Here is a 5,935-nt window from a genome sequence, read left to right on the forward strand (position 1 = left end):
TCTCACAATATGACTAGTAGAACGCTTCTGAAGTAACGATCATGTTCAACTATCGCTCCAACCCATGTTTCCATCGAGAAAGAACCCAAATTAAGAGAGATACGCTAATATTTTTTTCTTGAGTCGAGAACGTTGGGAACCATAGGTATCATAGTTGCTCCGCAATCGGCAGTATTTTGTTACGCTAACGGGGAACGTTAGTTGAATATACCGCCCTTAACAAAGCCTTTATTGTAAGAAACAGAAGGTAAGGAGAGGTGTGAGGAGTGGCCGATATGCAGGCGATGGGAACGACGATCAAAAATATGTATACTGAGCTCTTAGTACGGCACGGATTTCCAGTTCCCCCGGTTGGATTGGAGTCGGAACGGCTGCACCTTCTGTGAGTAACGAGGCTTGAAATGGTATCGGCGGTTCAATAACCTGTGTTTCCTCTGTTATTTTAACAGGAGTTCTAATCAACGTTACGCCTAACGTTCTTGCAATAGTGTTGGCTTTGCTTTCGGCATTTTGAATGGCAGTCGACAGAGCTTGGTTATAGTATATTTCGAGATTTGGTACTGTGAATCGTATGCTTGAGACGAAGTTGGCTCCGCTATTAACAGCCGTATCGACAACAAGTCCCGTCTGCTCAACTCTATCTATCGTGATCTGAAGCAGATGCGTCACCCGGTAGCCTCTTAAAATTTGAGTTCCATCCTCATAGTTGTACTGTATTTCGATTCTGTAAGTGACCGTCTGAATTTGTTCTCTCGGAATGTTTAAGCTTAACAGGGCGTTAATTACATTTGTTACGGCAGAGGCATTTTCACTTTGGGCGGTGGCGAGACTCGGGCTTTCCGTTATTACGCCTAGAACAATAATGGCTCTTTTCGGAGCCGTTGAAACCTTTCCTTCCCCAGTAACCGTAATCAAACGGTTATAGTGAGATAAGGGAGCAGCCGTCATAGCGGGTGAAGTCATCGGATGAGAATAATACATAAGCGCATCAACCTTTCCCGTTCATTGTATATATGTATTTATGACCTGTCGCGATGATTCCATCCCTTTTGAAGTTTCAATGTGTGACTTCAGCTAATGGGTACGATAGTTGAACGAAACAAGGAGCAGTTTGCCGTGGCAGCTGCTCCTGTTTTTTAATAAGCTATTCCTTGTCCCATATGAATACATTGATTGCATATAAACATGTGCGGATCATTATATTTCGAAGGATTTTCACCCACTCGTTTAGATAAACCTCTGCGATACAAACCCATGTGCATAATCATTGTAACATATCAAATCGCGTGAAACTGAGGGGCGAGACGATCCGGAGTTAGATTGGAGTATTTCATGCTAATATGAACAAGAACGAACGGACTGCCGCGGCTAAGTGGCAGTCCGTTATGCATCCGAAGTATCGTCTGAAACACTCCTATAGAGGCAACCCATATCGTTTATTATAGTATATACTTTTTTGTAGAAGTGATAACTTCGTACCATGCCATAACGGAATTCATAGTGGCATGAAAGATTGCATTTACGAAAGGAGAAATCATGGTGGATCAAACATCCTGGGCTTTAGCAAAAAGCACCGTTACTCCGTGGTGGATGGGGAGTGGGTACGCGGCGTTCTCCTGGGTATTTATGTAAAATGGCAACTGGAAAAGAGAGTATTGTGCGGAAACGTTTTTTCAAGTCATTTCGACCGCTGCATTGGCGACTGACGCGATCCTATATGCTGATCAGCATTTTGGCCTGGCTCCTTGTAGAGCTACTGCTCCTCTTGGCGCTCGGGTGGGGAATGTATATGTCGCGCTCATTTTTGCTAACGAGTGCCTTGAAAAGCAATGCGAATGTGGCCGGTTCTTTGCTGGCAGGCGATCAAGGACCCGATCGTGCAGGCTTGACTCTTTGGCTCGAGCAGCAACAGCGAGTCGTGGACAAAGTGTTTTCTTACACGGGCATACTTGCTGTCGTTGACCGGCAAGGGCAAGTTATCGCTTCGACAGGGGTCGGCGTCCGCCCTCCGTCACATGGAACTTTGCTGTCGGCACAGCTCACAAATCAGGCAGCGGATCATTTGCAAATGTATCTCGACAGCCAGGGTGACGTCAAGTTGATAACGCATGAGAGCGCATCAACAGGAGTTCTCGTATTCATACCGCTTGGGGCAACGGAGAAGCAGGCAGATGGAATTCTCGTTATGCAAGCGAAAAACTTCAAGATTCATCCCTCGTTATGGCTTGGAATCGGCGTGACTGTCTTGCTTCCAGCCTCAGTAATCATAGTTCTATGTGTTGGAGCGGCAGGCGCTGTGTTTGGTGCGGTCACTTCACGGCCGCTCATCCGGAGATTCGGAACATTGGCGGATGCCGCTGACTATTGGAGTCGCGGCGATTTCTCCGTCTTGGTTGATGATCCGGGCGGAGACGAAATCGGACGGCTATCACGCCGCTTGAATCATATGGCTGAACAGCTCCGGCACCATGTGCAGGTGCGCCAAGAGCAAGCGGCTATGGACGAGAGGGGGAGAATGGCGCGTGATTTGCACGATAGCATCAAACAGCAGTTGTTCGCGCTATTCATGCAAATTAGTGGAGCGAAAGCACTTCTCCTGCAGGGGAAAGAAGGTGCGCTCCCCAGGCTGGAACAAGCAGAGGGCTTGCTGGGGCAGGTGCAGGACGATCTCACGAATCTGATCCATGAGCTGCGTCCCGCCATGCTGGAAGGCAAAAGGTTTCCGCAAGCGCTGCGCGAGCAAATCGAGCAATGGGCAGAGCGAACTGGGATCGATGCTGTTTTTCAAGTCCAAGGGATGAACCCGATCCCATTGCAGCTGGAAGAAGCCTTATACCGTCTGACACAAGAAGCGTTGTCGAATGTTGCACGCCACAGCGAGGCGCGTGCCGTTCGTATTCATCTCATGTTTGAACCGGATAGGACGACACTGGAAATATCCGATAATGGCCGAGGGTGTCATGTCTCAAGCAAAATAGGAAAAGGGGTCGGTCTCCTTTCCATGTCTGAACGGCTCCTTCCATTCGGAGGACAGGTTAGCTACCAGAGCAAGCCGGAGCAAGGGTTTGTCGTCACTGCAACGGTGCCGGACCATGGGCAGCAGGACAATGAAGCATGATGGAGCCTAAGTACGAGTCTATAAGTGAAGGGAGCGAGAATACCGATGGAGGATAAGATTCACATTGTGCTGGTTGATGATCATAGCTTGGTGCGCCAGGGAGTTCGATCATTTCTCGAAACGCAATCCGATTTGCGCATCGTGGGGGAAGCGGCTTCCGGAGAGGAAGCTGAACATCTTGTAGCCAATCTGATGCCCGATGTCGTCCTGATGGATTTGTCGATGCCGGGAATTGGCGGGATTGAAGCGATCCGCCGAATAAAGAAACTCAGCCCCCATTCCCAGATTGTTGTGTTGACCTCTTTTCAGGAGGACGACTATATTTTTCCCGCTTTGCGTGCGGGAGCTCTTTCTTACGTATTAAAGAATGTCCAGTCGGGCGATCTTGCTGACATTATCCGAAAAGCGCGTGGCGGCGAAGCATTTCTCCATCCGCGCGTGGCCGCTCGGGTAGTGCAGGAGCTTCGCGAGGAACGAAAGGATATTCCGAACGTTTTCAATAATTTAACCGATCGTGAGCTTGAAGTATTGCGCCTTATCGCCCAAGGAAACGCCAATGCAGCAATCGCGCAATCGTTGGTCATCAGCGAGCAAACAGTGAAAGGCCATGTCAGCAATATCCTTGGCAAATTGCAGCTGGCGGATCGGACCCAGGCGGCGGTCTTCGCTTGGGAACAAGGCGTCGTTCAGCGCAAGCGAGGAGATGTATAAGTTGAGAGAAAAAGGAGTGATTATATGAAAGAACGAAATGAAAGGATGCAAACAACAGGTGAGAAATGGATGGGATACGGCGCGTTTGCCGCGGCGCTCGGGCTTGGCGTTATCCACTTTATCGCAAACCTCATCGGTTTCGTTAACGCACCTGCTGCGGAACAGAAGATAGGACTGTTTTTCGCATGGGGTGTACTTCCCAGCCTCATCTGTTTCATATTTGCGGCGGCGGCAATGACTCTTGTCCGCTTCTGGGGCGGAAGAAAATGGTTCCGGGCAGCGCTTGCTCTCACATGGACCGCTTTTACATTTATGAGTTTACACGATGTCTGGCATTTGATTCTCGCGGTGCAACGCAAGGACTTCATGATTTTCCTTTATATATTAGGGCCGGGTCCATGGTCTCTGATTGGAGCAGTCTTGTTTGGTTTCACCGCGTGGCGTGCACGGCGCAGATTGATAGACGGCATGACTAGGGAAGCGTGATAGATATGCATACGCAAACGCAACATACGCAAACAAAATCGTTGGTTTCGTCGGGTTACGCAGTTTTTATTTGGTCCATCGTTTATATGTTGCCACACCTTTACTGGGCTTTAGGCGGCACGATAGGGGAGAGTCTACTAAAACCTGATATCGTACAACATATCCATTTTGATTTGATTAATGGGATTGCATCTGTATTTCTAACCGTTGCCGGAATCATTGGTCTTGCATTTATTTATTGGAGTAAGGGCAGATTTTCTAGTTATCTGTGGCTATTTATAGCCTGGGCAGGATGTTCGTTAGCTGCTTCACACGGCATTTATGGAATTGTTTATAGAATACTTCAAATCAGTGGGCTAGTCGGGTTGGAATCGGGATCATTTGACATCCATGAAGATGCCTTTGTGTTGTGGGATCTAGTGCTCTTTGAACCTTGGTTTTTAATCGAGGGGATATTATTTGGCCTATTAGGGTACTGTTTCTTGAAAAACGCTCGCAGCAGAAAATTCTGGCTGGCGGCTTGCATGATCGGCATTATTGTCGGTTTGGTCACTGGGATTATGGGTGTGCGATTTGCATAAGCAATTGGCAGGCAGAAGGATGCGCCCCACGAGATAGTATTTCAGGCTTGGACGGACTCGAAGCATCTTCCGAACTGGTGGGGTCCAAAGGGTTCACGATTAAGATTCAGGAGTTCGAACTAAAGCCTGGCGTCGCTTTGCGAGTGAGCATCAAATAGCCCCCACCTAGCAGTCAGATGGTAGCGAGTGTATGATGAATAAAGATTAGCTGAGACGGCAGCTGTCCGGCAGTTGCGGTGACCATGGCATAAACGACTCTAACACTTGTGGCTCCTGCAAATCGGCAAGCTGTGGCAACTGACTTCACCCAGCTTGCGTTCAATCGCAAACAGCTGGTTGCACCAGTCCAGCCCTTGCGTCGCTATGCTGTGCGGATTGCATCGGGATTACGCCGCGCATGCGCCCAGCAGCCCACCAGGGTCACATCCTTCATCTTGTGGTAGCCCGCATAGCCATCCACATGCAAGTACCCCTTGAATCCGATCAAAAAATCTCGCGGATGCTCGCCGCCACGGGTACGCTGGTAGTCGTAGATCACCGTTGGCTCTACGCCCCGGCCCGTGCGATACAGCCACATGTACGAGTCCGACTGCGCCGCTTTACCGGGTTCTTTCAGCACCTACAGCGTGGTTTCATCCGCATGCAGCACTTCCTGTTTTAGCAGATGACGCTTGAACTCGGATTGTGATTATAGTAATAAGTAATGATCACAAAAATTAATTCACCCTTAGAGCATTAAGCTAACGGGACACGTTAGTGCAATAAAGTGATTAAACCCTTCCATTTCATGAGAACCTAGAACTAATAGGGTTTATATTATGGGAGGGTTTCTCTATGTACCTGAGTGAATTATGGAAGCTGTATGAAGTTGATAAACGGATTCAGGGATTCAGTCCGTACACATTAAAAGCCTACTCATTGCAATTGAAAATGCTGGTTGGCGAATTAGGTGATCTTGAGATTGAGGAAATCACTTTGCTTGAGCTTAAGGAATATTTGGCTAAACAATCCGGACGATTAAAGCCGAGCAGCTTAGGGC

General features: G+C 48.4%; 6 protein-coding genes and 2 pseudogenes. 6 read left to right on the forward strand and 2 right to left on the reverse strand.

Features of this window, described 5'->3' with window-relative positions; translation table 11 throughout:
* Positions 1–297 precede the first annotated feature (297 nt).
* Positions 298–981: an SIMPL domain-containing protein gene (locus tag AC1DWN_RS25680; RefSeq protein ID WP_477561734.1), complete on the reverse strand. Its 684-nt coding sequence runs from the start codon at positions 979–981 to the stop codon at positions 298–300.
* 808 nt (positions 982–1,789) lie between these two features.
* On the opposite strand from AC1DWN_RS25680, the gene AC1DWN_RS25685 reads away from it, so the two are divergent.
* The 5 genes from AC1DWN_RS25685 to AC1DWN_RS25705 are packed head-to-tail and all read left to right on the forward strand — an operon-like array spanning position 1,790 to position 5,019.
* Positions 1,790–3,118: a HAMP domain-containing sensor histidine kinase gene (locus tag AC1DWN_RS25685; protein ID WP_477561735.1), complete on the forward strand. Its 1,329-nt coding sequence runs from the start codon at positions 1,790–1,792 to the stop codon at positions 3,116–3,118.
* Between the two features lie 45 nt (positions 3,119–3,163).
* Entirely contained in the window at positions 3,164–3,829 is a 666-nt protein-coding gene (locus AC1DWN_RS25690; RefSeq protein ID WP_477561736.1) for a response regulator, read from the forward strand.
* A 24-nt stretch (positions 3,830–3,853) separates the two neighbouring features.
* The gene (locus AC1DWN_RS25695; RefSeq protein ID WP_477561737.1) at positions 3,854–4,315 is read left to right on the forward strand and encodes a hypothetical protein; all 462 of its coding nucleotides are present in this window, start codon (positions 3,854–3,856) and stop codon (positions 4,313–4,315) included.
* Positions 4,316–4,320: 5 nt separating this feature from the next.
* Complete coding sequence (locus AC1DWN_RS25700) at positions 4,321–4,896, forward strand: DUF3995 domain-containing protein (RefSeq protein WP_477561738.1); 576 nt, start codon at positions 4,321–4,323, stop codon at positions 4,894–4,896.
* A 3-nt stretch (positions 4,897–4,899) separates the two neighbouring features.
* Positions 4,900–5,019 (forward strand): SRPBCC domain-containing protein, encoded by a 120-nt coding sequence (locus tag AC1DWN_RS25705; protein WP_411268200.1) that lies wholly within the window; start codon positions 4,900–4,902, stop codon positions 5,017–5,019.
* A 173-nt stretch (positions 5,020–5,192) separates the two neighbouring features.
* Here the strand turns inward: AC1DWN_RS25705 and AC1DWN_RS25710 are convergent.
* Positions 5,193–5,566 (reverse strand): annotated as a pseudogene (locus AC1DWN_RS25710) (IS66 family transposase); the annotation flags it as partial.
* A 164-nt stretch (positions 5,567–5,730) separates the two neighbouring features.
* On the opposite strand from AC1DWN_RS25710, the pseudogene AC1DWN_RS25715 reads away from it, so the two are divergent.
* Positions 5,731–5,935: pseudogene (locus AC1DWN_RS25715) on the forward strand (integrase); the annotation flags it as partial.

Source organism: Paenibacillus sp. P4_A7 (assembly GCF_056402455.1).